This window comes from Bartonella sp. AP20NXHL (genome assembly GCF_042196165.1).
Taxonomy (GTDB): domain Bacteria; phylum Pseudomonadota; class Alphaproteobacteria; order Rhizobiales; family Rhizobiaceae; genus Bartonella.
Genome location: NZ_JBHIPV010000006.1, coordinates 40,740 through 66,768 on the forward strand (window position 1 = coordinate 40,740; position 26,029 = coordinate 66,768).

21 protein-coding genes and 1 pseudogene are annotated in these 26,029 nt (G+C 37.7%); 10 read left to right on the forward strand and 12 right to left on the reverse strand.

Annotation, left to right across the window (positions count from 1 at the left end; all coding sequences use genetic code 11):
* A complete protein-coding gene (locus tag ACFILL_RS04845) occupies positions 1-1,047 on the forward strand; it encodes a sn-glycerol-3-phosphate import ATP-binding protein UgpC (protein WP_375637594.1) in 1,047 nt (348 codons plus the stop codon).
* 28 nt (positions 1,048-1,075) lie between these two features.
* Here the strand turns inward: ACFILL_RS04845 and ACFILL_RS04850 are convergent.
* The 4 genes and pseudogenes from ACFILL_RS04850 to ACFILL_RS04865 all read right to left on the reverse strand — a co-directional run bounded on the left by ACFILL_RS04850 (position 1,076) and on the right by ACFILL_RS04865 (position 5,471).
* A pseudogene (locus ACFILL_RS04850) lies at positions 1,076-1,276 on the reverse strand (DNA-binding protein).
* A 1,641-nt stretch (positions 1,277-2,917) separates the two neighbouring features.
* Positions 2,918-3,835: a metal ABC transporter solute-binding protein, Zn/Mn family gene (locus ACFILL_RS04855; RefSeq protein WP_375631087.1), complete on the reverse strand. Its 918-nt coding sequence runs from the start codon at positions 3,833-3,835 to the stop codon at positions 2,918-2,920.
* A gap of 10 nt (positions 3,836-3,845) precedes the next feature.
* Positions 3,846-4,715 carry a metal ABC transporter permease gene (locus ACFILL_RS04860; RefSeq protein WP_375631086.1) on the reverse strand — a complete coding sequence of 290 codons (870 nt, stop codon included), beginning with the start codon at positions 4,713-4,715 and terminating at the stop codon, positions 3,846-3,848.
* 3 nt (positions 4,716-4,718) lie between these two features.
* The gene (locus ACFILL_RS04865; protein WP_273790609.1) at positions 4,719-5,471 is read right to left on the reverse strand and encodes an ABC transporter ATP-binding protein; all 753 of its coding nucleotides are present in this window, start codon (positions 5,469-5,471) and stop codon (positions 4,719-4,721) included.
* Positions 5,472-6,153: 682 nt separating this feature from the next.
* Between ACFILL_RS04865 and nrdH the strand changes: the two genes are divergently transcribed.
* From nrdH to nrdF, 4 genes are read left to right on the forward strand one after another with little or no spacing between them, the layout of a single operon-like run.
* Positions 6,154-6,378 (forward strand): glutaredoxin-like protein NrdH, encoded by a 225-nt coding sequence (nrdH, locus tag ACFILL_RS04870; protein WP_005774163.1) that lies wholly within the window; start codon positions 6,154-6,156, stop codon positions 6,376-6,378.
* On the forward strand, positions 6,378-6,776 hold the full coding sequence (nrdI, locus tag ACFILL_RS04875; RefSeq protein WP_273790607.1) for a class Ib ribonucleoside-diphosphate reductase assembly flavoprotein NrdI: 399 nt from the start codon (positions 6,378-6,380) through the stop codon (positions 6,774-6,776). Before nrdH ends, nrdI begins: the two co-directional genes overlap by 1 nt.
* Positions 6,758-8,908, forward strand: coding sequence for a class 1b ribonucleoside-diphosphate reductase subunit alpha (nrdE, locus tag ACFILL_RS04880; RefSeq protein ID WP_273790606.1), 2,151 nt, complete (start codon positions 6,758-6,760; stop codon positions 8,906-8,908). Before nrdI ends, nrdE begins: the two co-directional genes overlap by 19 nt.
* A gap of 11 nt (positions 8,909-8,919) precedes the next feature.
* Positions 8,920-9,894 carry a class 1b ribonucleoside-diphosphate reductase subunit beta gene (gene nrdF / locus ACFILL_RS04885; RefSeq protein WP_273722534.1) on the forward strand — a complete coding sequence of 325 codons (975 nt, stop codon included), beginning with the start codon at positions 8,920-8,922 and terminating at the stop codon, positions 9,892-9,894.
* Here nrdF and prmC read toward each other — a convergent pair.
* From prmC to secA, 4 genes are all read right to left on the reverse strand, one after another.
* Positions 9,891-10,757: a peptide chain release factor N(5)-glutamine methyltransferase gene (gene prmC / locus ACFILL_RS04890; RefSeq protein ID WP_273790605.1), complete on the reverse strand. Its 867-nt coding sequence runs from the start codon at positions 10,755-10,757 to the stop codon at positions 9,891-9,893. The two genes, nrdF and prmC, sit on opposite strands and share 4 nt — an antisense overlap.
* Positions 10,754-11,830: a peptide chain release factor 1 gene (prfA, locus tag ACFILL_RS04895; protein ID WP_375631085.1), complete on the reverse strand. Its 1,077-nt coding sequence runs from the start codon at positions 11,828-11,830 to the stop codon at positions 10,754-10,756. Before prfA ends, prmC begins: the two co-directional genes overlap by 4 nt.
* Positions 11,831-12,053: 223 nt before the next feature.
* On the reverse strand, positions 12,054-12,545 hold the full coding sequence (locus ACFILL_RS04900) for a Fur family transcriptional regulator (RefSeq protein ID WP_273790603.1): 492 nt from the start codon (positions 12,543-12,545) through the stop codon (positions 12,054-12,056).
* On the reverse strand, positions 12,484-15,201 hold the full coding sequence (gene secA, locus ACFILL_RS04905) for a preprotein translocase subunit SecA (protein WP_375631084.1): 2,718 nt from the start codon (positions 15,199-15,201) through the stop codon (positions 12,484-12,486). The genes ACFILL_RS04900 and secA overlap by 62 nt, the downstream gene beginning before the upstream one ends.
* A 435-nt stretch (positions 15,202-15,636) precedes the next feature.
* Between secA and ACFILL_RS04910 the strand changes: the two genes are divergently transcribed.
* The 3 genes from ACFILL_RS04910 (at position 15,637) to mutT (ending at position 18,487) form a co-directional block, all read left to right on the forward strand.
* Positions 15,637-16,590, forward strand: a complete 954-nt coding sequence (locus ACFILL_RS04910) for a peptidylprolyl isomerase (RefSeq protein WP_273790601.1) — start codon at positions 15,637-15,639, stop codon at positions 16,588-16,590.
* A 125-nt stretch (positions 16,591-16,715) separates the two neighbouring features.
* Positions 16,716-17,948, forward strand: a complete 1,233-nt coding sequence (argJ, locus tag ACFILL_RS04915) for a bifunctional glutamate N-acetyltransferase/amino-acid acetyltransferase ArgJ (RefSeq protein ID WP_375643386.1) — start codon at positions 16,716-16,718, stop codon at positions 17,946-17,948.
* A gap of 125 nt (positions 17,949-18,073) precedes the next feature.
* A complete protein-coding gene (mutT, locus tag ACFILL_RS04920; RefSeq protein WP_273790599.1) occupies positions 18,074-18,487 on the forward strand; it encodes an 8-oxo-dGTP diphosphatase MutT in 414 nt (137 codons plus the stop codon).
* An 877-nt stretch (positions 18,488-19,364) separates the two neighbouring features.
* Here mutT and ACFILL_RS04925 read toward each other — a convergent pair.
* The 4 genes from ACFILL_RS04925 to ACFILL_RS04940 all read right to left on the reverse strand — a co-directional run bounded on the left by ACFILL_RS04925 (position 19,365) and on the right by ACFILL_RS04940 (position 23,903).
* The gene (locus ACFILL_RS04925; protein ID WP_375643406.1) at positions 19,365-20,252 is read right to left on the reverse strand and encodes an NlpC/P60 family protein; all 888 of its coding nucleotides are present in this window, start codon (positions 20,250-20,252) and stop codon (positions 19,365-19,367) included.
* A gap of 153 nt (positions 20,253-20,405) precedes the next feature.
* Positions 20,406-21,779: a M17 family metallopeptidase gene (locus ACFILL_RS04930; RefSeq protein ID WP_375631081.1), complete on the reverse strand. Its 1,374-nt coding sequence runs from the start codon at positions 21,777-21,779 to the stop codon at positions 20,406-20,408.
* Between the two features lie 13 nt (positions 21,780-21,792).
* Positions 21,793-22,791: a type I pantothenate kinase gene (coaA, locus tag ACFILL_RS04935; RefSeq protein ID WP_273790598.1), complete on the reverse strand. Its 999-nt coding sequence runs from the start codon at positions 22,789-22,791 to the stop codon at positions 21,793-21,795.
* 122 nt (positions 22,792-22,913) lie between these two features.
* On the reverse strand, positions 22,914-23,903 hold the full coding sequence (locus ACFILL_RS04940; RefSeq protein ID WP_375637596.1) for an asparaginase: 990 nt from the start codon (positions 23,901-23,903) through the stop codon (positions 22,914-22,916).
* Positions 23,904-24,123: 220 nt separating this feature from the next.
* On the opposite strand from ACFILL_RS04940, the gene hslV reads away from it, so the two are divergent.
* The gene (hslV, locus tag ACFILL_RS04945) at positions 24,124-24,705 is read left to right on the forward strand and encodes an ATP-dependent protease subunit HslV (RefSeq protein ID WP_012754621.1); all 582 of its coding nucleotides are present in this window, start codon (positions 24,124-24,126) and stop codon (positions 24,703-24,705) included.
* Positions 24,706-26,016 carry an ATP-dependent protease ATPase subunit HslU gene (hslU, locus tag ACFILL_RS04950; RefSeq protein WP_375643388.1) on the forward strand — a complete coding sequence of 437 codons (1,311 nt, stop codon included), beginning with the start codon at positions 24,706-24,708 and terminating at the stop codon, positions 26,014-26,016. It begins immediately after the preceding gene.
* The last annotated feature ends 13 nt before the right edge of the window (positions 26,017-26,029 follow it).

A 26,029-nucleotide genomic window follows, 5' to 3' on the forward strand; every position in this document is an offset into this window, starting at 1 on the left:
GTGGCCATAATCCAGTTATCAAATATAAAAAAACAGTATGACAACGGCATTCTGGTCATTGATGATTTAAACTTAACTGTTGCCGATAAAGAACTTCTTGTTCTTGTCGGTCCTTCAGGGTGCGGAAAATCGACCTTATTACGTATTATAGCAGGACTTGAACAAGTTACCTCAGGTGAATTATGCATTGATAACGAATGTATCAATGATCGTGAACCAGCTGATCGTGATATCGCTATGGTTTTTCAAAATTATGCCCTTTATCCCCATATGACAGTTCGTGGAAATTTAGAATATGGTCTTAAAAATCGTAAAACCCCTAAAGAAGAAATTAAAAAACGTATCGCACATGCTGCAAAGCTTTTGGAGATAGAACCATTTCTTGATCGTAAACCACGACAATTATCAGGAGGACAACGCCAGCGTGTTGCAATGGGGCGTGTGATTGTACGTCAACCCCGTGTTTTTCTCTTTGATGAACCTCTTTCAAATCTTGATGCAAAATTACGGGCACAAATGTGTATTGAGATAAAAACACTACAACGTTCATTAGGAACAACGAGCCTCTATGTTACCCATGATCAACTAGAAGCTATGACATTAGCTGATAGAATAGTCGTTTTGAATAAAGGAGCTATCGAGCAAATTGGAACACCAATGGAAATTTACGATACTCCAGCAACAACATTTGTTGCTGATTTTATTGGTTCTCCTCCTATGAATTTTCTTGATCGCCATGTCTTAGAACAACATTTAGGGCATTCATTTACTTATGGCGAAGAAACTGATCTTTTAGCATTCAGACCTGAAATAATCTTATTGGGCGAACATCCAGATAAAGGACCAGTCTTTCACACAAAAATTGAGCTTATCAAGCCTATTGGAACAGGTTGCCATGTTTTAACGCGTTGGAATGGTATCATCTTTACGATTGAAATAAAAGAACGCTTGACACACGACTATGGTCAAAAACTAAGTTTCACAGTTGCTCATCAGAATTTTCATACTTTTAATAAAAACACAGGAAAGCGCACAAATAATAAGTAAGCATTAATTGATGTGACACGACTCTCTTTTATGCTGCGTCATGATAATGTTGCTTTTTGACTTTCTCGATTACATTTACAAAATCAGGTTGTAACCGGCGGGATTAAAAACAAAATTTTAATAGTTTTGGTAATGATCCATTGTCCCATGGCGCTGAGAATGTCAAAACATTTATATGAAAAAATTTTGCGGTTTCACGGTCTGTAAGAAGAATATTATTTTCAAACATCATTTTCATTATAAAAAACAACATATTATCATATGTTTCTTGATGTAATAATTTATGTATCTTATAAAAAGTAAATGAGAGAAATAGAGAGAAAAATGCGTCACAGATAAGGGAGGATGCACCCCATATCTTAGCTTTGATCCCTAACATAAGAAGTCTATTTGATCCACAAAATACGACGCTGTTCTAAATAGTCTGTACGAGAATAGGCGCATTCTATTTTACCGCTGACCATATGATCTAAAATGGTTTCAGAGCTCCTATAAGAAGCATTTGTTTTTTCTACCAATCACATAAATTAGAGAGAAACCTATGCGCGCATGCTACAAGTTTATTTTTTCTCATGTAAATCACTATGCAATTCTCAGCGAGGGTATCTGATAAGTTGCAAAAAAATCACTGAGATATAGAAGGCGTGCTTGTTTTAGAATTTTCATGACTGTTAACGATAAAAGCAGATGAAACACATCTGTAACATCTCATCGATCTTTCTATAGTCTTGAGTTAAAAATTGCCTATAGATCATCCTAAAACAGATCTTTATGAATATAACATAAGGGATTGGTGCGAACACCTATAAGAATCAGCAGAGACAAAGACAGTTATATTATTGTTTTGCAAAGCATTTTATAAAATCTGGTATATTTTTTCAATATATTGCCAGTCTATTAATGGTTTTATGATATTACTTTCTTATAAAGCGCGTGCTTTTTTGTTGCTTATAAATCAACCTAAACTTTATACAGCAGTATGTTTGAGACAAATATGAAGACGGTTCGGTGCTGTATTCAGTTTTTGTATGTCAGAGTGGAATAAGCTTGCCTTCTTATGTAATTTCTAAAATGAGGAGACAGCTTAATTTAGGGAGAATATGAAAGCATCAAGATAAAAAATAGTTTCTATCCTTAGCCTCATCTTTTAATTTAGTATTGCGATTTTCAAAAAAAATCTGAGCCAATGTCTCTTACATAATGGAGATTACGCATTGCTGAACACATTTTTTTATTATGTTCTTTGAATAGAATTGCACCTCTCATACAAAACAGAATACCTAAACAGAAGGCTATTGGGTTGCCAATTCACGCACTTGTTTTAAAAAATATCTTGCAAGGTTGTTCCAACTATTTTTTCACGCAGTCTTTTATGAGTGGTATAACATAAAATCCACAGTGTATCGCCATCTTTATGCTTATAAAAGTGCAAGCTGGGGACATCATCATACTCTCTTTCAGTCTCCAACATTGCAACAATTATTGTGTTGAGACTCTTTAGAAGAGGCATTTTTTCTTCAAGTGGTTTTTATTCATACGCTAATCCCACTTGCATGTTATAAATGGGGTTGGATAGATAAAAATATTTTAAGAAAGAGACACCAAATGCTTCTTATGAATCGTTTCAAGTGTCGAGAGTTATTGTAAAAGAATCATTGAAAAGTAGAGTGCTACTGCTAATGATTTGGGCACCATGAGGTAATAAATCCACTTACTTTATCTATCTTAGAATCTATTGAATATAAATTTCTCTGTAAAAGTCACTTTATTTCATATCAATGTTATCAATTATAGATGTTGGGCATCATTAGTAATATAATCATAGACTTATGATTATATGAACTCTTTTTTATCTCTTTTGTAGAAGATCTTAATGTTTTGTGATGGCATCAATGATGGTATTCACATTATGTTCCATCATATCGAGATAAGTTGCTGCTGGACCATTTTTGTTTGACAATGCATCAGAATAAAGTGTTCCACCAATTGTTAAGCCTGTTTCTTTTGCAATCTGTTTTATGAGACGGGGATTAGAGATATTTTCAACGAATAGTGCAGCTGCTTTATTCGCTTTAATTTGTTTGATAAGTTTAGCAACATCGGCTGCGGATGCTTCAGCTTCTGTTGAAGCACTTTGAGGGGCAAGGATAGTAAAACCATATTCCTTGGCAAAATAGCCAAAGGCGTCATGAGATGTGATAATGATACGTTTATCTTTAGGAATAGTAGCAATTTTTGTTTTCAGGGTATCTTGTGCTATTTTAAGTTTTTGAATGTAGGTTTCGGCATTTTTTTTGTAGCTGGTGCAGGATTGTGGATCGATTTTACAAAAAGCAGCAGCGATATTCTTCACATAGATTTTGACATTGGGAATGGTTTGCCAAGCGTGTGGATCAATAACGCTGTGGTGGTGATGGGCATTATGTTCTTGATTTTTCATTTTGAGGGAGGGAATGTTAGCGCTAACTTCGACAAGAAGTGCTTTTGTACCACTTGCTGTAATGAGGCGATCAATAAATCCTTCTAAATGAAGCCCGTTGATGAAAATAATTTGAGCATTTCTAAGAGCTTGAGCATCATGGGGGGTAGGTTCATAAGTGTGGGTATTCGCATTGGGACCTACAAAAGTGGTCATAGAGATATGGTTGTCTCCTACATTTTTGACGAGATCTGCGAGAATAGAAAAGCTCGCAACAACTTTGATTTTATTGTGTGCAGAAGCAGAAAATGGAGAAAGGGCAAGCAATAAAGCTCCAAGAAGAGCAAATTTTTGAGCAAACTTAGGCACATTTTTTTCCTTAAAGTGAGGAGGTATAAAAGAGGTGGGGAAACCATGTTACAATAAAGCCACGTGGACTTATCAAACAGGAAACAAGATAAATAAATCCTGCGGCAATGATGATAGCAGGGCCGGAGGGAAGTGAAAGATGAAAAGAAAGCAGAAGACCACATACGCTAGAAATGATTCCAAAAAGAGTGGAAAGCGCGCAAATAGGGCCTAGCCGTGAAAACCAAAAACGGGCTGTAATGGCTGGAATCATCATAATGCCAACGGAGAGTAATGTTCCTAGTGATTGAAAGCCTCCAACCAGATTCAACACCACAAGTCCAAGCAATGAAATATGAATATATTTACTCAATGGAGAGAGTGATTTAAAAAAGAGGGGGTCAAAGCTTTCTAAAACGAGTGCACGCCAAAAAATACAAAGGCTGCATAGTGTAATCAGCATTATAGTAGCGATTAACCAAAGGGCTTGTGCATCAAGTGCAAGAACCGATCCGAATAAGAGATGAAGCAGCTCAATTGTTGAGTCTTTCAGTGAGATAATAATGACACCTGCCGCGAGTGCAATAAGATAAAAGACGGTCATGGATGCATCTTCTTTCTGAAAGCTGTTTCGTGAAATCAAAATGGTTGCTAAAGCAACAATAAGACCAGCGAAGATGCCACCAAGTGTCATAGATATGAGGGAAAAACCACAAATCAGAAAAGCAGTTGCAACACCAGGAAGAATGGCATGAGAGATAGCATCTCCTGTCAAGCTCATTCCACGGAGCATCAAAAACACACCAACAGGACAAGCGCTAATAGACAGGAAAATAGAACCGATAAGGGCGTTTTGCATAAATTGGAAATCAACAAAGGGGGCAAGAAAAAATGCATACACGTCTTATAACCTAAGAAAGAGAGGATCATTGATGGGAAGATTTTGTTTTTGTGCGCTAACAGGGAAAGAATTGGATGAGAGAGGTGGCATAACGTGATGAATGGTGTTGTTTAAAAACTGTGTTGTTTCTCCATAAAAGGCGTTTTGTTGATCAATTTGAATCATTTGGGGGAAAAATTCTTGCACGATGAGAGGGTTATGGAGTGCGGTGAGAATTGTGCGTCCTTGCTGTTGCCAGTATGTGATCAGTGCAAGAAGGTCTTTTTGGGTACTATGATCTACACCATTGAAAGGTTCATCAAGCAAAATAATATTGGCATCTTGCACAATGATACGTGCAAAAAGAGCGCGTTGTAATTGCCCGCCTGATAATGTTTCAAGTGAACGGGGTGCGAGTTCTGTAAGCCCAACCATTTTAAGCGCATTTTGAATCTTAGAATCATAAGGGCGTTGATTTTTCCATAATCCACAAAAAGACCACAGTCCTGTTTTTACAAGCGTTTTCACATCAATTGGAAATGTTTGATCTATATCACATTGCTGAGCAAGATAAGCAATGCGACTTTTTTTTTGTTTTATAATTTTTCCCTTAAGAGGTTTAATCAATCCGGCGATGGCTTTTAGCAGTGTCGATTTTCCAGCGCCATTATCACCTGTTATTGCGACCAATGAACCAGCTTTTAACTTTGCTGAAAAGTTCTTTATTGCTATTCTATTCCTATAGCCTAATGTTGTCTTATTGAAGAGCAGATCCATATTTTTTACCATCGTTGCTTATTATTTTGGAAACTATGTAATAATATAACGTTTGTCAACAAAATGTTATATTATTACATAGTTTTGAGTACTGAAAATTTTAGTGGGAAGATCGTGGAAAATTAAAAATAATAATTGAATTCACCTTGACGAAAGAGAGAGAGTATATACTATATATAGTATCAAAATGATTGGTGATTCTAAATAAGCACAAGAGAGGGTGTTAGTGTGTTTCGTTTGGTATCTAAGTTATTTCCATTATTGTAAAGAGTTTATTGACCAAGGGTATAGCAGTATTTTTGCTGAAGGATCTCTTTTGGAAGGATTCCCTTTCATTTTTGTAATTGATTTTTGCCGTAAAAGAGTAAAACAGAGCTCTTGGAAAACGGTAGTTTAGAACGTTAGTTTTTTAGACAGCAGGAGGGAATTGTAATGCAAGCAAAAGATTGTTTTATAACTAGGGGACTTTGCCATTTAAGTTGTAGAATAATCTCTTATTCTCATCATAGTCTTTGAAGTTATTTGATGAGGAATTCTGTTATATTCAGGAAGCTGTGTACTATTTGAAAAATAACCACATGCTTTGCGTACAATTTCTATTTTTTGTTATTCTTGAGTACCTATAAAATTATTAGATTGACCTTTGAGGGTTGATTGTTTGGAATTGTGAAAGTTGAAGAAAATGTCGATCACTATTTATAGTAAACCATCTTGTGTCCAATGTGATGCTACACGCCGCGCTTTTGATGCAAAAGGCATTCATTATCGTGTTGTTGATATTTCCTGTGATGAACAAGCATACAGTTTTGTTCAATCTCTGGGGTATCGTCAGGTTCCTGTCGTTGTTTGTGGTGAAAATCATTGGTCTGGTTTTAGACCAGATATGATTAGTGGTCTTTGTGCTTAATGGGGCTTATTGTTTATTATTCGAGTGCAACGGGTAATACACAGCATTTTGTCTCGCAGCTTGGTCAACGACTCTTCAAAATTGATAAAAGAAAGCCTTCTGCATTGGTTGGTGAACCTTATGTACTGGTTGTTCCTACATATGCAGATGGTGAAGGAAGAGGGGCAGTGCCGAAAGCCGTTGTCCAGTTTCTTAATGAAGCTGAGAACCGAAAATTAATTTGTGGTGTTATTGGCGGTGGGAATCGTAATTTTGGTCGCTATTATAATTTAGCAAGTAAAATTATTGCTGAAAAGTGTTGTGTACCTTGCCTTTATCGTTTTGAGCTGCGTGGAACTGATGAAGACGTTATTTATGTAAAAAAGGGATTGGAAATATTTTGGAAACAATTGGTATAGGACAATCGCAGAAATCGGATCAGATTACTGATTATCATGCGCTGAATGCAATGCTTAATCTTTATGATGAAAATGGTCATATTCAATTTGATATGGATCGGCTTGCCGCACGGCAATATTTTCTTCAGCATGTTAATCAAAATACAGTTTTTTTTCATAATCTGAAGGAAAAAATAGATTACTTAATAGAAGAAGGTTATTATGAAAAAGCTTTATTTGAGCTTTATGATTTTTCTTTTATTAAAAAACTTTTTAAACGTGCTTATGCATTTAAGTTTCGTTTTCCTACCTTTTTAGGCGCATTTAAGTATTATACCAGCTATACACTGAAGACTTTTGATGGGAAACGTTATCTTGAACGTTATGAAGATCGCGTCTGTCTTGTAGCTTTATATTTGGCACAAGGGAATAAAGCTCTTGCTGAAAATTTTGTGGATGAAATTATTACAGGACGTTTTCAACCGGCAACACCGACATTTTTAAATGCTGGGAAAAAACAACGAGGTGAATTGGTTTCGTGTTTTTTGCTACGTGTTGAAGATAATATGGAATCGATAGGTCGTGCGGTTAATTCGGCTTTGCAGCTTTCAAAACGTGGTGGAGGTGTGGCGCTTTGTTTAACGAATTTGCGGGAAGCAGGGGCACCAATTAAGCAAATAGAAAATCAGTCCTCAGGTGTTTTACCGGTGATGAAACTCTTGGAAGATTCTTTTTCTTATGCCAATCAGCTTGGGGCACGACAGGGGGCTGGAGCTGTTTATTTGCATGCTCATCATTTAGATATTATGAAATTTTTGGATACAAAGCGTGAAAATGCTGATGAAAAAGTTAGAATTAAAACGCTTTCGCTTGGTGTCGTTATTCCTGATATTACTTTTGAGCTTGCACGGAATAATGAGGATATGTATCTCTTCTCATCGTATGATATCGAGCGTGTGACAGGTAAGCCTTTTAGCGATATTTCTTTAACGGAGCATTATCGTTCTTTTGTTGATAATGCAAAGATTCGTAAAAAGAAAATAAGTGCACGCGTTTTTTTCCAGACATTAGCGGAAATTCAATTTGAGTCCGGTTATCCCTATATTTTATTTGAGGATACTGCTAATCGATCGAATCCGATAGCTGGGCGCATAAGTATGAGCAATTTATGTTCAGAAATTTTGCAGGTGAGTGAGGCGAGTGAACTGGAGACAGATTTAACTTATCGCACGATTGGAAGTGATATATCCTGTAATCTTGGATCCATGAATATTGCCAAAGCAATGGAAAGTCCTGATTTTGGACAGACCGTGGAATCTGCTGTTCGTGCTCTTACTGCTGTTTCGGATATGAGCAATATTGCCTGTGTGCCTTCCATTGCGAAAGGCAATGCTGAAAGTCATGCGATTGGTTTGGGACAAATGAATTTGCATGGGTTTCTAGCGCGTGAGCAGATCTATTATGGGTCTCCAGAAGCGATTGATTTTACCAATATCTATTTTTATATTGTGACATATCATGCCATACGGGCTTCCAATTTAATTGCGCACGAACGTCAAGAAATGTTTGCAGGGTTTGAAAAATCAGCTTATGCAGATGGAAGTTTTTTCGAAAAATATATTGAAAAAGAATGGAAACCGCAATTTGCGCTTGTGCAAGAGCTTTTTGCACGGAATAATATTGTTATCCCAGATCAAAAGGATTGGCAGGAACTCAAAAAATTAGTTATTGAGTATGGGCTTTATAACCGCAATTTGCAGGCAGTTCCACCTACGGGATCTATTTCCTATATTAATCATGCCACTTCTTCTATTCATCCAATTGCTTCAAAAATTGAAATTCGTAAAGAGGGAAAAATTGGACGCGTTTATTATCCCGCTCCTTATATGGATAATACGAATTTGAATTTTTACCAAGATGCTTATGAGATTGGCCCTGAAAAAATTATAGATACCTATGCTGCTGCAACACAGCATGTTGATCAAGGTCTTTCATTAACATTATTTTTTCCTGATACAGCGACCACACGTGATATTAACCGCGCACAAATTTATGCTTGGAAAAAGGGTATCAAGAGTATTTACTATGTACGGTTACGGCAAGTAGCATTAAGTGGAACGGAAGTTGATGGCTGTGTTTCTTGCAGTTTATAGGAGATCATCATATGACAAAGATTACAACCAAAAATCCTGTTGTGTGCGCTGTTAATTGGAATAGATTACATGATGAGAAGGATCTTGAAGTATGGAATCGCTTAACTGGGAATTTTTGGTTACCTGAGAAGGTTCCACTTTCCAATGACATTCCCTCATGGTCAAGCTTAACGGATGAAGAACGTAAATTGACAATTCGTGTTTTTACAGGACTAACGCTTTTAGATACAATTCAAAACACTGTAGGGGCCATTTCGCTTCTGGCTGATGCGATAACAGAGCATGAGGAGGCAGTTTTGACGAATATTGCCTTCATGGAAGCGGTTCATGCACGTTCTTATTCCTCTATTTTTTCAACCCTTTGTTCGACGGTAGAAGTTGATGACGCGTTTAGATGGTCAGAAGAAAATATTCATTTGCAGAAAAAGGCTAGATTAGTACTTGAGCGTTATGAAGCAAATGATCCACTTAAGAAAAAAATTGCTTCGACTTTGCTGGAAAGCTTTTTATTTTATTCTGGTTTTTATTTGCCCATGTATTGGGCCAGTCGCGCTAAGTTGACCAATACAGCAGACCTCATTCGACTAATCATTCGTGATGAAGCAGTCCATGGTTATTATATAGGTTATAAATTCCAATTGGGCTTTGCAAAGCTTGATGAAGCCAAAAGACAAGAAATTAAAGATTTTGCTTTTAACCTGCTCTTTGATCTTTATAACATTGAGTGCAAATATACTGAAGATCTTTATGATGCGCTTGGATTGACAGAAGATGTTAAAATTTTTCTTCATTATAATGCAAACAAGGCTTTAATGAATTTAGGTTTTGAAGCTCTTTTCCCCCCTGAGGTTTGTCGTGTTAATCCCGCTATTTTGGCAGCTTTATCACCAAACTCTGACGAAAATCACGACTTTTTTTCAGGGGCAGGTTCTTCTTATGTCATCGGCAAGGCGGTTGCTACCACGGATGATGATTGGGAATTTTAATGTTTGCATGCAAATAGAAGTGCGCGGGGTATTCCACTTAGATCTTTGCGCACTTCTAAACATTGAAAACCATTTTTTTCGAACAAATTGCAGACTTCATTTTCTTGAGAGAAACCAATTTCAACAGCGATATAGCCGTTTTCTTTTAAGTAGTTGGCTGCTTCATGGGCGAGTTTTCGATAAAAATCAAGTCCATCTTCTCCTCCTATCAGAGCGCGCAATGGGTCATGTAAGCGCACTTCTTTTGCAAGTTTTTTGATATCTTTTGCGGGAATATAAGGTGGATTGGAAACAATAAAATCAAAGCGATCTGCGACAGAATCAAACCAGTCGCTAAGAAGAGGTGTGAAGCGGTGTGCTACTTCAGCATTTTTTGCATTTTTTTTTGCTGTTCTAAGGGCATCTTCAGAAATATCGACTGCCACCGCATAGGATTGGGGAATTTGTTTAAGGAGTGCAATAGCAATGGCGCCACTTCCTGTTCCCATATCAAGGAATGTTGTTTTTCTCGAATTTTCGACCTGTTTTTGGAGAAAAGGGAGAACAAGATCTATCAGCGTTTCTGTATCAGGGCGAGGTTCTAACGTCTCTTGAGACAATGTAAAAGATATACCATAAAATTCTCGTGCTCCTATAATACGGTAAACGGGTTCGCCTGCAATACGCCGTTGTAAAGCTTGTTCTATTTGTATAATATGCTCAGAAGATAGATGCATATCTGGTTTAGAAATTCTTTCAGCAGCATTTATTCCTGTTATCCATTCAACGAGTATTTTCGCATCGAGATCGGCTTCAGCAATTCCTTTCGTGCGCAATTTTTCTTGCATTTGTTGGATGACATTCTTGAAAGAATATTTGCTCAATTATTATCCATTTCCATCAGCAGTGTTGTTTGATGATCTGAGATGAGTGCATGAAGAAGCTCATCAAGATCTCCCTCTAGAATGCGATCAAGCTTATACAAGGTTAGATTAATACGGTGATCCGTGACACGTCCTTGTGGAAAATTATAGGTACGAATACGTTCTGAGCGATCACCAGAACCAACTTGGCTTTTACGAGAAGCTGAACGTTCACTTTCCGCTTTTTGTCGTTCGATATCGAATAAGCGTGCCCGTAAAATTTGAAGGGCTCTTGCTCGGTTTTGATGTTGTGATTTTTCTGCTTGTACGACCATAATTCCTGTTGGAATATGCGTGATACGAACAGCTGAATCCGTTGTATTAACATGCTGTCCTCCTGCTCCGGATGCACGCATTGTGTCGATACGAATATCTTCAGGACGAATATCAATATCAATATCTTCAGCTTCTGGAAGCACAGCAACGGTAGCAGCAGATGTATGGATACGTCCACCTGTTTCTGTTTCAGGGATGCGTTGCACACGATGAACCCCTGATTCATATTTCAATTTAGAAAAGACACCTTTTCCTGAAATGGTAGCAATAATCTCTTTATATCCGCCAACTTCCCCCTCACTAAGTGAAATAACTTCTACTTTCCAATGGTGAGCATGGGCATAACGTTCATACATGCGGAAAAGATCACCGGAAAAAAGTGCTGCTTCTGATCCACCCGTTCCTGCACGAATTTCAACAATAGCGTTTTTTTCATCAGCAACATCTTTAGGCAAAAGCAGAATCTGGAGTTCTTTTTCAAATTGCTCTACTTTTTTATATAACGATGGTAGCTCTTCTTGGGCAAGATTACGCATCTCTATATCTGTTTGTTTATCGTTGATAATCGTTTCTAATTCTGTAATCTCTTCGTAAAGAGCATTTAATGCGCGTATAGAGGCAATAACGGGTTGTAGTTCTGCATATTCAGAAGCTAATTTGACATATGTTTCAGCATTTGGATTCGTCGTCATTTGGCTTTCAATTATTTCAAAGCGCTTTTCAAGCTGTCTCATACGATCTTGTGGCAAGGAAACCATGATAATATTGGCCTAATTTTTTATAATACAATTTTTTATAATATTTTGTTGCAATGATTTTTTGTTATAATATTGGCAATGAATTACCGTATAGCATCATACAAAGAGGGGTAATAAAGCAATTCTTTTTTTTTGCCAATGAAAACTATTATATTTTAAAGGTAAATTTTTATAAAATTTGATTTGCCTGAGGTCTTTTATCTAATGATATATGATCACTTTTTTAAGAGTTTTTTTTTCCGTAAAGTTCAAGGCGGTGATGAATAATATCATAGCCAAGAGATTTTGCAATTTCCTCTTGTAGCTTTTCAATAACATCAGAATGAAACTCGATGACTTGTCCTGTTTCTATATCAATGAGATGATCATGATGTTGCCCATCTGCTTGCTCAAAACGAGATGGACCACCACTAAAGCTATGGCGATGAATTGTTCCATTTCCTTCTAATATTTTCATGGTTCGATAAACAGTTGAGAGTGAAATATTCGAATCTATTTTGTTTGCACGCTGAAAAATTTCAAATGCATTGGGATGATCATTTGTATCAGTCAAAATATCAAGAATAACTCGTCGTTGACGTGTTACTCTTAAACCAGCGGTGCGCAATTCTTGCTCATAATTTCGCTTTTTATTCATTTGCATAATTTGCTTTTCAAATAAAGGCTCCATGACAGTGTTTGTATTTTTTCTCTGAACCGCAAGGACAACGCTCATTACGTCCAACTTTTCCCCATGTGGTTATATCGTTAGGGTCACGATCTTGTGGATTAACAAATCTATTTTCTTGTGATCGTGCCGATAAGGTGGGAGCATTTTCTTGACTTTGATCATTAAAGACAGAAGAAGCAGCATCAGTTTGCTCAGGTATGGTCGGTTCTGTGGGGTGTTGAATGATTTCAAAGCGCATAAGCTTAGAAGTGACAATTCGGCGCAAATTTCTCAACATACTTTGAAAGAGTTCAAATGATTCTGTCTTATATTCATTGAGCGGATCCCGCTGCGCATAACCACGAAAACCAACAACAGAACGCAAATGGTCTAAACTCACCAGATGTTCACGCCATAACGTGTCAATAGTTTCGAGCAATACTGCTTTGTGAAAATAAGCCATAACTTCTGGAGAATATCGTTCAGTACGCTCATTTTCAAGTTTTGTAACAGCATCTGATACACGCTCTAGAATTTGCTCCTCGGCAATTCCATCTTCTTTTGCCCATTCTTCCACTGGAAGCTCAAGATTAAAGAGTTGTTGAAGCTCTTCTTCAAGAGTTTTTGCATCCCATTTTTCAGAATATGTCCCTGATGGAATATAAGCCTCTACGAGATCCTCTACGACTTCATTGCGCATTTCAAGGATCATTTCTGATAAATCATCTGCGTTCATGACCTCCATACGCTGTTCAAAAATAACCTTGCGTTGATCATTCATGACATCATCATATTTTAGCAGATTTTTACGAATTTCAAAGTTTCGTGCTTCGACCTTTTTTTGTGCTTTTTCAAGGGCTTTATTAATCCATGGATGGATAATAGCTTCATTTTCTTTCAATCCAAGTTTTTGCAGCATACCATCCATACGGTTAGAGCCAAAGATACGCATAAGATCATCTTGAAGAGAGAGAAAGAATTTTGAGCGACCAGGATCGCCTTGGCGACCAGAACGTCCACGAAGCTGGTTATCAATACGACGGCTTTCATGACGTTCAGTAGCGATAACGTAAAGCCCTCCAGCCGCTAAAGCTTTTTCTTTAAGCTTCTGAACATCTTTTTTTATTTCTTCAATTTTAGCTGTCCGCTCTGGACCTTCGGGGATATCCTGTAACTCTTGTCGGATGCGCATTTCAACATTACCACCAAGCTGTATATCCGTACCGCGTCCTGCCATGTTGGTTGCAATGGTGAGAGCTCTAGGAACGCCTGCTTGCGCAATGATATATGCTTCTTGTTCGTGATAGCGAGCATTTAAGACTCTAAAATCGGTAATGCCTTCTTTTCGCAAACGCTCTGCCAATTGTTCTGACTTTTCAATAGAGGTTGTTCCAACAAGAATAGGCTGTTCTTTTTCGTGCGCTTGACGGATATCACGCACAATTGCCCGATATTTCTCTTCTGCTGTTCGATAAATCTCATCATCTTCATCAATACGTTGTATTGGCAAATTTGTAGGGATTTCGACAACGTCAAGACCATAAATATTTCTGAATTCTTCGGCTTCTGTTGTTGCAGTTCCAGTCATGCCAGATAATTTCCTATACATACGGAAGTAATTTTGGAAAGTGATGGAAGCAAGTGTCTGGTTTTCTGGTTGAATAGCAACATGCTCTTTAGCTTCTAACGCTTGATGAAGTCCTTCAGAATAACGCCGCCCAGGCATCATTCGCCCTGTAAATTCGTCAATAATAACGATTTCATCATTGCGAACAATGTAATCTTTATCGCGAGCAAACAGTTTATGAGCTTTTAGAGCATTATTGACATGATGAACGATAGCGACATTTTCTATGTCATAAAGACTCTCACCTTTAAGATGCCCAGCTTGTTCGAGCATTTTTTCAATTTTTTCAGTACCAACTTCGGTAAATGTCGTTGTTTTTTGTTTTTCGTCTATTTCATAGTCTTCTGGAGTTAAGGCAGGAATAAATGTATCAATAAGGTTATAGAAGTCAGTACGATCTTCTAGAGGACCAGAAATAATAAGGGGGGTACGGGCTTCATCAATAAGAATCGAATCAACTTCATCGACAATTGCATAATGATGTCCACGTTGGACCATTTGACTACGATCGAAGGCCATATTATCACGCAAATAATCAAAACCTAGTTCATTATTTGTGGCATAGGTGATGTCGCATGCATAGGCCTCTCGGCGGGCATCACTATCAAGATCATGAAGAATCACGCCTGTTGTAAGCCCTAGAAAACTAAAAATTTTTCCCATTGTTTCAGCATCACGACTGGCGAGATAATCGTTTACTGTCACAACATGAACGCCTTTACCTTCCAATGCATTGAGATAAATTGGTAGAGTTGCCATTAAGGTTTTACCTTCACCAGTACGCATTTCAGCTATGCCGCAATCGTGAAGGACCATTCCACCAATAAGTTGTACGTCAAAAGGACGCATGTCATAAACACGTTTTGCGGCTTCACGAACAGTCGCGAAAGCTTCTGGTAAGAGCAAATCAACACTTTCACCTTCACTAAGACGTTTACGAAAGGCATCTGTTTTTTGGCAAAGCTGCTCATCACTTAATTTTACGAATTGTTCTTCCAAAGCATTAATTTGTGCAACTTTTTGGCGGAGTGCTTTGAGATGTCGCTCATGAGCTGAACCAAAAAACTTACGGGCAAAAACACCTAAACTGACCATCTCTGGCCCTTTCTTTTAATTGTTGTCACTCTTGTTGGGAAATTCATATGCTCTCCCCATACTCTACATTTCCTTCAGGTTGTCTGATATCATTGGAGACATCATGAAATGCAGATGGTACCATTATACTTGCTGGTGTGCAATTTTTCACTCTAATTGTAAAGTAGAGATAAGAGGCTAAGCGCTTTATGTCAACTTTAAGTATGCTATTTAACTGATACAATACAAAGTAATTTAAGATACAATATGTCATTTTTCTCTATTATCATGTTTTTCATCTGCATTAGATAGGATTGGAGAAACTGAGATAAAAGGATGATTTTATACTTTTTTAAAATAAAATTACTAATTTATTTCTCTATGTTTAAAGATTAAAGTGTTATGGTAAAGAAAATTGGAATCTTGAACCTGCCTTCATTTTTAAGGAGTATATTTATGAAATTTAACTTTATCACGCTTTTTTTAGCATCAACTTTATTGGCAAGTACAAGTTTAGGGGTGAGTGCTCAAGAAGGTTTGAATTCATCGTCGAGTGATTTAAAGACTTTAGAGAAAGCTTCTGAAAAAGCCGTTTCTCCTTCTCATGTTATGGCGGTTATTGATGGGAAAAATATTACAGCAGGCCAATTGGATGATTTAGCGCTTGAAATAAATCCTAATTTAGCACGTTTTCCTGATGAACAACGCCGTATGATGGTTTTAAAAGCTTATTTAGATATGCAGGCACTCGCAAAAGCAGCAAGAAGCAAGGGTCTTGATAAGACAGAAGCTTACGATAAACGTATGGCAGTCATGCGTGACAATGTTCTTCAACAGCTTTATTTTAAACAGGAGATTGTTGATAAAATATCGGATACTGATTTGGAAGCTCTTTATAAGCAAGAAGTTGCTGCTTTACCTAAAGAGGATGAGGTTAAAGCGCGTCATATTTTGGTCAAAACGAGAAAAGAAGCAGAAGCTATCATTAAGCATTTAAATAAAGGCGAAAATTTTGAAGAGATTGCAAAGAAAAGTTCAACAGATGGTTCTGCTGCCGTTGGGGGTGATCTTGGTTATTTTAGCCATGGTCAAATGGTCAAGCCTTTTGAAGATGCCGCATTTGGTTTGAAAGTTGGCGAATACACAAAACAACCCGTTGAAAGTCCTTTTGGTTGGCATATTATTAAATTAGAAGATCGTCGTGTAAAACAACCGCCTGCATTTGATGATGTTAAAGAGATGTTGCGGACACAGCTAATAAAAAAGCGCTATCAAGAACTGATTGTTGATTTGCGTAGCAAGATAGATGTGAAATACCCTGATCCTAATGTTACCAAAATCATGGAATCGCTTCATCAAAATGGGACGCTACTTCCCGATGAGACATCAGATGAAGAAGATACGGAATAGCTAGGAAAAATAGATAGCCTCTTTAATAGATAATTTGCTAGGTTAGTTTTGTTCAAAAAGCCTAGCAGTTTTCTATGAGAGGTTATTGATCTGCAATCATTTCATTTTTTTATAGAAAGCATATTGTGGTTTTGAAAATCTCTCCTTTGTCGCCTCAAAAGATCCAAGAGCTTTCTCCATTATCTGGTGTACGGATAGCAACAGCTGAAGCTGGGATTAAATATAAAGATCGTACAGATCTTCTTTTCATCATATTCGATAAGCCAGTGAGTGTGGCCGGTGTTTTTACTCGTTCAAAATGTCCATCTGCCCCTGTAGAGCATTGTCGTGCATCGCTTCCTCATGGGGTTGCGAGGGGTGTTGTTGTGAATTCTGGAAATGCAAATGCTTTTACAGGAAGCAAAGGAAAGCACACAACCGATGCAATTATTTGTGCAGCAGCGAACGCTTTAAAGGTTAGAGAAGATGAAATTTTTATAGCTTCTACGGGTGTTATTGGTGAGCCAATGGATGCATCGGGTATTGTCAATCTTTTACCAAGTATGACAGAGACAGCAGAAGAGGGCAATTGGTTGGAAGCTGCAAAAGCCATAATGACAACGGACACATTTCCAAAACTTGCGACGCGCACTTTTGACTGTGGGGGAGAGCGTGTTACCATTAATGGAATTGCAAAAGGTTCTGGTATGATTGCACCAGATATGGCGACAATGCTGTCATTTGTGGTTAGTGATGCGACTATTTCTTCGGATGCACTCCAATCCATGTTATCAGAGGCAGTTGAGGGTTCTTTCAATTCAATTACTGTTGATAGTGATACCTCCACTTCAGATACGCTTATGTTGTTTGCGACAGGAAAAGAACATTTTCCATGTCTTACAAGTAAATCTGATCCGCGTTATGGGGTTTTTGTGAAACAATTGAGTGCACTTCTGCATGAACTTGCACTACAAGTTGTTTGTGATGGTGAAGGTGCTCGTCATTTAATTGAGGTTAATGTGATGGGCGCTACAACAAACAATGCAGCTAAAACTATTGCTTTATCAATTGCAAATTCACCGCTCGTAAAAACGGCTATTGCCGGTGAAGATGCGAATTGGGGGCGGGTCGTTATGGCAGTTGGGAAGGCCGGTGTTGAAGTCGATCGTGATCTATTGACGATTTGGTTTGGTGAGCATCGTGTGGCCGTGAATGGCGTACGAGATCCTGAGTATTGTGAAGAGACAATAGGTGCTTATATGCAAGGTAAACACATCACAATTCGTGTTGATATCGGTTTGGGTAAGAGCACGGCGACGGTTTGGTCTTGCGATTTAACAAAAGAGTACGTTATGATCAATAGCGATTACAGAAGTTAATGGATGCACTTTATATTTAACAGCTTATTATTTTTCAGAGCAAATGGGGTATGTGAGCTCTTTTAGGAGCAGAGGGGATATGATAGGAAAGTCAGTTATTTTTATGTTCCCTATTGGGGAGTGATATGTGTATGAAAAGTTCTATTCTTCTTGTTGTTGCATGCGCATTGTTCGATCAGAATAATCGTGTTTTGCTTACACAGCGTCCTGAAGGAAAATCACTGGCTGGTTTATGGGAGTTTCCTGGTGGCAAGGTTGAGCAAGGTGAAACTCCGGAAGCATCATTGATTCGTGAATTAGAGGAAGAGCTTGGTATTTATGTTCAACTAAATAATTTACACCCTTTAACATTTGCAAGTCATAACTATAAAACATTTCATCTCTTAATGCCATTGTATCTTTGTGACCATTATGAGGGTGTTGCGCAAGGACGAGAGGGGCAAAATTTAGAATGGGTTTTTATTAATGATCTTGATAAATACTCTATGCCTGATGCTGATAAACCATTGGTTCAGGTATTGAAAAATCATCTTCTTTAATGTGTTATAAGAAGAAAATATAATTCAATATATTGATTTAAAATGATAATTTATAATTTTTTATGTTGAATGGGGAAGTCCAGAGTCGTAAAAAACTTTCTCATTTCAAATCTGTTTTATGTTAAATTAATCAAAACCATTCTTTTGCACGTTCCAAGCGGGGAGGGTTATGTGGATAAAATTATTTAAGAAAGAAATAAAATACGTGCTGAAAGAACACTCTCCAATAGCCAAGGGTTATCGCAACATTGAGAATTGGCAAAGTGTATAATGATGTCTTTACACGATTCATAAGTATAAAGATAGTGGTAGACAATGTATGTTATACTTTTCACGTGTATCATTGTGAGATGGGTTTGGGTGCACTGAGAGGTATAAGGGGTATTTATTTCATGAGATATCGATAATAGGAAAAATTTCAAAAAATGTTGCTTTTGATTAAGAGGGGTACGTTCTTTACGTAATGTAGAATGGCATTGTGTTGCATATTCACGAGCTTTTTTAAAAGAGGCACCTCGCAATGCTCCAAAGCCCATTTCGCGACGGTGCCCGGAATGATATAACGTTAAAGTCCCTATGGAAATAATGTAAAATCTATTGAGCGCCACTATCTTTACGCTTATGAAGAAGTAAGCTGGTCCCAATATTACGATAGCTCTTGGCATTTGAGGGCATTCAGAAGGAATATTTTTCTTTTCATAATCATTTTTACTTATACATCAATTACGCTTGTGATGAACAGACAAGCGGCTTTGATTGATCCAACATAAAAACAGATTTGAAATAAAAAATTTTACGATATTTAGAATGCTTGACGCAGAGTGAATGATGGATAATTATCCTTATAAATCAATATATTGTATAATAAAACATTCAATTAATTTTTTATAGGAGGCATGTATGAAGTTTCTTGAATTGGACGGCGTTTTGCGATGGGATATTGATTTTTTTTAGCGATACGCGTAATTGCGTTTTCCAAGGGCTCAATCATAACGTCCATAGAAAAACCATTTGCGTGAATAATATTTGCGTGATCGACCATAATAGCAACATGATCTTTCCAAAAAATTAAATCGCCTCGTTGAAGTTTATCAGTATCTGTAAGAGGACTGCCTATAGTTTCTTGCTGCATATCGGTGTCACGTAAAACTATTTGATCGGTCATCATCATAGAGAGCTGAATGAGTCCCGAACAATCAATTCCAAAACCGCTGACACCACCCCAAAGATAAGGTGTACGGATAAAGGTTTCTGCAACTGTGACATAATCTTCATATACGCGTCCAATGGGGCTGAGATGGCTCGTAATGATTGCTGTTCCATTTTCAAGAATAGAATACATTGTGTCACGGACTTCAATTTCATCAACAACACTGACTTTGCTTCCCATAGATAAAGGGGACACTATTGGTCCACGTAAGTCAGCGTGTAAATATTTAAATGTACGTGGTACTGAAACCACATGCGTTTGTTTTATGGTTGATGTACAAAGAACTTTTGTATCAATATAACCAACATAACCATCTTTGAGTGATTGTCCCCACGACATTGTTTCCCCTTGTTCAAAAATGAGAAGTTCTTCTCCCAATAAGCATTCTGTTTGTCTTTCACTTTTTTTACTATTTTCTTTAAAAAGTCCAGCGACCGCTGTATTAACACGTCTTTTTTCACCTTGAACAAAGCGCTGAGCTGTAATTTCTGTTTCAAGACGTTGATCTGCTAGATCATCTCTGAATGCATGAAGTCTTGGGTCTTTAGAGATCATCTTTTTGCTTTCCATTTTGTTACTTCTTACCTTTAAACAAACTCATGAAAGCTGTATTGGTAAGATTTTTATCCTCAAACAAAACTAAGAATACTGTGTAAGACCAATTATTCTTTAAGCTGCAAAATTGTCTATTTTTTTGAATATTGTGTGTCAAACTTCATTTTTAAAAATATTATAAAGGGCACGAATAGTTTGTGCTGATCCACCAATAGGGTATCCTGGTTTTTCTTTTGGAATCCATCCATAAAGGTCAAAATGCGCAAAATGTTCAGCTTTTTCAACAAAAGAATTAAGAAATAAAGCAGCTGTTATAGAACCAGCAAAGCTATTTCCAGTTACATTGTTAAGATCAGCAATTGGTGATGATAACATTTCTTGGTAAGGTTTCCAAAGGGGCATTTGCCAAAGAGGATCAAAGACAGCGTGAGCAGATTCAGAAATTTGTTGTGCCCATATTGAATCATTACAATAAAATGCGGGAAGATCTGGTCCTAATGCTATACGCGCTGCCCCTGTTAAAGTAGCCATACAAAGCATGAATTGTGGACTTTCTTCATCACCATAGGCGAGTGCATCGGCAAGGACAAGGCGCCCTTCAGCATCTGTATTACCTACTTCAACACTTAAACCTTTACGACTTCTAAGGATATCACTTGGTCGGTAAGCATTCGCAGAAATTGCATTTTCTACAGCTGGAATCAAAACACGTAGACGGAAAGGCAATTTTGCATCCATGATAAGTTTAGCCAATCCCAAAACGTTTGCTCCACCCCCCATGTCTTTTTTCATAAGCAACATGTTATTGGCTGATTTAATATCGAGTCCTCCAGTATCAAAAGTTACGCCTTTGCCCACCAACGTTATTTTAGGATGATGTTCTTTCCCCCAGAGTAACTCAATCAGTCGTGGTGCAGTGCTGCCTGCTCGTCCTACAGCATGAATCATCGGAAAGTTATGTGTTAAGAGATCATCTCCACAAATACTTTTGATGTGAGCACCGTAGGTTTTTCCTAGTTTTCGAGCTTCTTTTTCGAGAGCATCAGGGGTCATATCATTGGCTGGAATATTAATGAGATCACGGACGAAAAAGACAGCTTCATAAATTCGTTGGAGTTCATTAAGATCAACGGCCTCATTGACATGGATGGATAATGATTTGAAAGAAGAATTTTGACGATAGCGATTAAATTGATAGCTACCGAATGCTAATCCAAGATAGGTATTTATTTCATCAGAGGTTGTACCTTCTAAATGCCATTGACCAGCAGGAAGTTTTTGAGCAAGAACTCCTGTGATAAAAGGATCGCTATTATTGCCAATTCCAAATAAAACTTTTTTTAAATGCCCCGTTTCGTGAGGAACAAAGAGTATTTGTCCCGCTTTTCCAGTAAAGTCATTAACTTTTATCCATGCTGTTGTTGACGCATCAAGTGATAAGTTAGCAAGATTTCTTTGGTTTACCAAGATGATAGGGCAACTGTTATCGATACGCGTTGAGGTAAAATGAATGTGGTGGTGCTGCATAGTTATGAGATCCTTATAGTCGTCTAAGTGCGACATATTCGACCAAATGATTTTTTCCCTTTCGTAGAATGAGATTGGACCGTGGTCGTGTTGGCAATATATTTTCCTGTAAATTTTTTAAATTAATCGTTTGCCAAAGATCCTCAGCGATTTTTGAGGCTTCTTTTTCATTGAGGTGGGCATAACGATGAAAATAGGATTCAGGATTTTGAAAAGTTGTTTTACGCAAACGTTTAAAGCGCTCCAAATACCAGTGACGAATGACTTCTGTTTCGGCATCGACATAGATTGAAAAATCAAAAAAATCTGATACGAAAGGAATAGCTTTTCCATCTTTAGGAAGATCACTGACCTGTAATACATTAATACCTTCAACAATTAAAATATCAGGACGATCGATGGTAATTGTCTGATTTTCTAGAACATCATAGGTCATATGTGAGTAAAGTGGGGCACGGACATTTCCGATACCTGCTTTTATAGCCGAAAGAAAGCACAGCAGCTTTTTAATGTCATAGGAATCAGGAAATCCTTTACGATTCATACGATTTTTTTGCTGTAAGATTGCGTTAGGATAGAGAAAACCATCCGTTGTGATTAGATCAACTTTAAGACTAGATGTCCAACGTTTCAACAGTTCTTGAAGAATGCGAGCCGTGGTTGATTTTCCTACAGCTACAGAACCAGCAATTCCAATAATAAAGGGCGTTTTTCTACTCTCTTCTTGATGGAGAAACTGCTGACGTTTGTGGAAAAGTTCCTGTACTGCTTCAACATGGCATGATAACAGACGCGATAAAGAAAGATAAATGCGTTGGACTTCTTTAAGATCGATAGGATCATCAATAGAGCGTAAACGCTTAATTTCATCAAAAGTCAAAGTAAGAGGTGTGTCTTCACGAAACTCTGACCATTCTTGTGCAGTAAAAACACGATAGGGTGAATATCGGTCAGAAACAGATTTGACCAGATTATCTTTCTGATTAATTTTTTGTATAGTTGTATCAATCATTTGTATTTGTCGAGATTTTTTTGCAGCAGCAATTGATTAAGAGCAGACAGAAGAGCGGCTTTATTTTCAAATAAATTTTGTTTTGCATGCTCTCTTCTTTTAAGATAATAGATCATTTTTCATTAACTTATAGTCCAGTCATTCCAGTTTGCACGGATTTGTGCTAATGAGTGCCCTTGCGCCAAAAAAGCCCATAAAAGTAGACGCGCTTTTACGGCTGATAAATAACCAGACATGAGAGCACCAGAAGCAATCATATCGATTTCGGAGCCTTTATAGCCATAAGTTATACGAGTTGTTGAGCCATTACAACAACGACTAGCAATAATGATTGGTATTTTTTGTGCATATTGTTGTACAAGGTCTGCTTCTTGAAAACTACAGTGCCCCGCACCAAAACCAGCAATAACAACTCCAGCATAATACCCACTTTCAAGGCATAGTTTCATTAATTGTGCACCAGATGATAAAGAGGAATAGAGGAGTGCAATTTGATGATCATGATTTTGGGGAAGATCAAACGTTGTCGGAAAAAATTTTCGATCATTGAAATAAATAAGTTTTCCCTCTAAAATAGTTCCTAAAACACCTGCAAGACCTGATTGAAATGTTTCGACTTTGACGGTATGGCTTTTATAGAGCCAATAAGGTGAATGAATTGCATCATTTATGACAACGAGAACGCCCCTGTTACGACTTTGTGTGGCTGCTGCGACACGAGTGGCTGCTAAAATGTTGGCGGGGCCATCCGCGCCTGCTTCATGAGGCATGCGCATAGCGCCGGTTATGATGAGTGGTTCAGCCTCCTTCCAATAAAGAGAAAGAAAAAAAGCTGTTTCTTCCAGAGTATCAGTCCCTTGTGTTAAAACAATACCTTCTGCACCAGCGTTTATTTGTTGTTTTGCCCACTTAATTATTTCAAAAAGCATTTGAAACGATAAAGATCCACTTGGTATTTGCATTAATGTTTGTGCATGAATATCAGCAACGTTATTTAAATCAGGAACACTTTTTATAAGGTTATCTGAAGTTAAAGTCGGTTGCATGTGACCAAAACTATCAGCAGTCATTGCAATTGTTCCACCTAAGGTTCCTATGGCTATTTTTTTCATAATTTTCCTCTAAAAAGCACAAACTGTTTATATAAAGCTATTTAGCAGTAATTTACATTGACAACAATGATATCATTTTTCCATTTTCAACAAATTGAGTTATGCTGAATCATTGTGTTTTGCTGTATATGTTCTTAAATAGGACAATAGTAATTGAGTTTTACATTGTATGAAAAGAAATCAATATTAAAAAGTAAAGTTAATATTAAGGAGTTTCCTTATGACAGAACATAAGCCAGACATAATGTATGGTACAACAATTATTACGGTACGAAAAGGTGGAAAAGTCGTGATGGCCGGTGATGGTCAGGTCTCTCTTGGACAGACAATTATGAAAGGCAATGCACGTAAAGTGCGTCGTCTTGGAAAGAACGGAGTGGTTATTGCTGGTTTTGCAGGTGCTACGGCAGATGCTTTTACATTACTGGAGAGATTGGAAACAAAGCTTGAACAATATCCTGATCAGCTTATGCGTGCCTGTGTAGAACTTGCAAAAGATTGGCGAACAGATCGCTATTTGCGTCGTCTCGAAGCAATGATGCTCGTGGCTGATAAGAAAGTAACTTTGGCTTTAACAGGGCTTGGTGATGTCTTAGAACCAGAAGATGGGGTTATGGCAATTGGCTCTGGAGGAAATTTTGCTCTTTCAGCAGCGCGTGCACTCATGGATTTGGATTTGGATGCAGAAACTATTGCTCGTAAAGCTATGGCTATTGCCGCTAAAATTTGTGTTTACACCAATGATCATTTTACGATTGAAACATTGGATGCAGAATTATCTTCTTTAGAGAAAGCTATTTAAATGTGTGTTGTATTTTCCCCTCGTGAGACTGTTTCTGAACTTGATCGTTTTATTATTGGCCAAAATGATGCCAAACGCTCTGTAGCTATTGCATTGCGCAATCGGTGGCGTAGGCAACAGCTTGATGAGCCGATGCGTGAAGAAGTTATGCCAAAAAATATTTTAATGATAGGGCCAACAGGTGTTGGTAAAACAGGAATCGCACGTCGATTAGCAAAACTTTCTGGAGCACCCTTCGTTAAAGTAGAAGCGACGAAATTTACTGAAGTTGGTTATGTGGGACGTGATGTTGAGCAAATTATTCGAGATCTTGTTGAAATTGCCATTTCTCTTGTACGTGAAAAGAAACGAGATGAAATAAAAGAAAAGGCTCACGTGAATGCTGAAGAGCGCGTTTTAGACGCCCTTGTTGGTAAAACAGCAAGTCCTGCTACCCGTGATAGTTTTCGTAAAAAATTGCGTGAAGGTGAGCTGGATGAGAAAGAGATTGAAATTGAAGTCGCCGATAATAATAGCAATAGTGCTTCAACCTTTGATATTCCTGGTATGCCTGGGGCACAAATGGGTATTATGAATTTATCAGATATTTTGGGCAAAATGGGCAGTCGTACAAAAGTCCGTAAGACGACGGTAAAGGATGCTTTTAAACCGCTCATTGATGATGAATCTGAAAAACTCCTTGATCAGGAGCAAATTATTCAAGAGGCGCTTCGTGTTGCTGAAAATGATGGTATTGTTTTTATTGATGAGATTGATAAAATTGCAACTCGAGACGGTGGAGCCAGTGCTGCGATTTCGCGTGAGGGCGTTCAACGTGATCTTTTGCCTTTGGTGGAAGGAACAACAATTGCTACAAAATATGGGCAAATCAAAACAGATCATATTCTTTTTATTGCCTCAGGTGCATTTCATGTTTCCAAGCCATCTGATTTATTACCGGAACTTCAAGGACGTTTGCCCATCCGTGTGGAGCTCAATCCTTTAACAAGGGAAGATTTACGACGCATTCTAACAGAACCAGAAGCCAGTTTGATTAAACAATATATTGCTCTTATGGCAACGGAAGAGGTTCATTTGGAAATTACCGATGATGCAATTGATGCTTTAGCAGATATTGCTGTAGATTTAAATGCAAGGATTGAAAATATAGGGGCACGTCGTTTGCAAACAGTGATGGAGCGCGTTTTGGATGAGATTTCTTTTACGGCGCCAGATAAAGCTGGAACATCGTTTAAAATTGATGCTGCTTACGTAAGAAAATCTATTGGCGAGCTTGCTGCTGATATCGATCTTTCCCGTTTTATTCTTTGAAAGTTATTGCTTG